The sequence below is a fragment of the Candidatus Binatia bacterium genome, assembly GCA_023150935.1.
Lineage (GTDB): Bacteria > Desulfobacterota > Binatia > HRBIN30 > HRBIN30 > JAKLJW01.
The window spans coordinates 1-663 of sequence record JAKLJW010000131.1 but is presented as its reverse complement, the minus strand read 5'-3'; the positions used below and the strand labels follow the sequence as shown (position 1 = coordinate 663).

At 65.0% G+C, this 663-nt stretch carries 1 protein-coding gene; it reads right to left on the bottom strand.

The annotated features are described in order from the left end of the window. Window positions 1–452: 452 nt before the first annotated feature. The coding region (locus tag L6Q96_23335) for a hypothetical protein (GenBank protein ID MCK6557481.1) at window positions 453–663 on the bottom strand (211 nt) is incomplete at its 5' end.

The window sequence follows — 663 nt, the reverse complement described above, 5'->3', positions numbered from 1 at the left end:
AGTGGCGACAAGAGCGACAAAGACATCGGACGTGTCGCGGCCTTTTGCGCCGAGCCACAACGGAAGCCGCCGGAACTTGGAGTGTTCTCGCACTTTCTCCAGACGGTCATGCACAGCCAGCAGCGGCGACAGACGAGCCCGCTCATCGGCTGCTTCCTTCGCCTCGCAGGTCAGTGGACGGGCGCGACGTGGCTCTTGGATGCGGACGGTCTACACCGATCTTTGACGGTCCTGACCACAACCTACAGGAACCGGGCAGCGCACATTGATGAGCTGTCGAGTAGCGACTACCGCGGGTGCCGTGAGCTCACAATCGGAGCCCAGGGAGTAGTGTGGAGGCTGGCTCTGTCAACGGAGCGGCACAGGTGATGGCGAGAACGGTGGCTAACGACTGGTTGAAGCGGACGGTCCGTTGCGCGGCCCGCCGCTGAACCTCCCGCAGAGCGCCTCGCTCAGGTAAGAGTGCGCTTGCCGCGACGGCCGGAGTCGAACCGTGCCTGCACGAGTCGACGGAACTCGTCCTCGGTGTTCGCGCGGTCCCCAGGCGCCAGCTCGAAGCGCTCGAAGAAGCTCTCGAGGGCGACCCGGAACACCGTGTTCGAGGTGAACCTCACGCGCCGGTCGGTGCGACGACGCTGAAGTTCGGCGGCCAGCAGGTTGGCC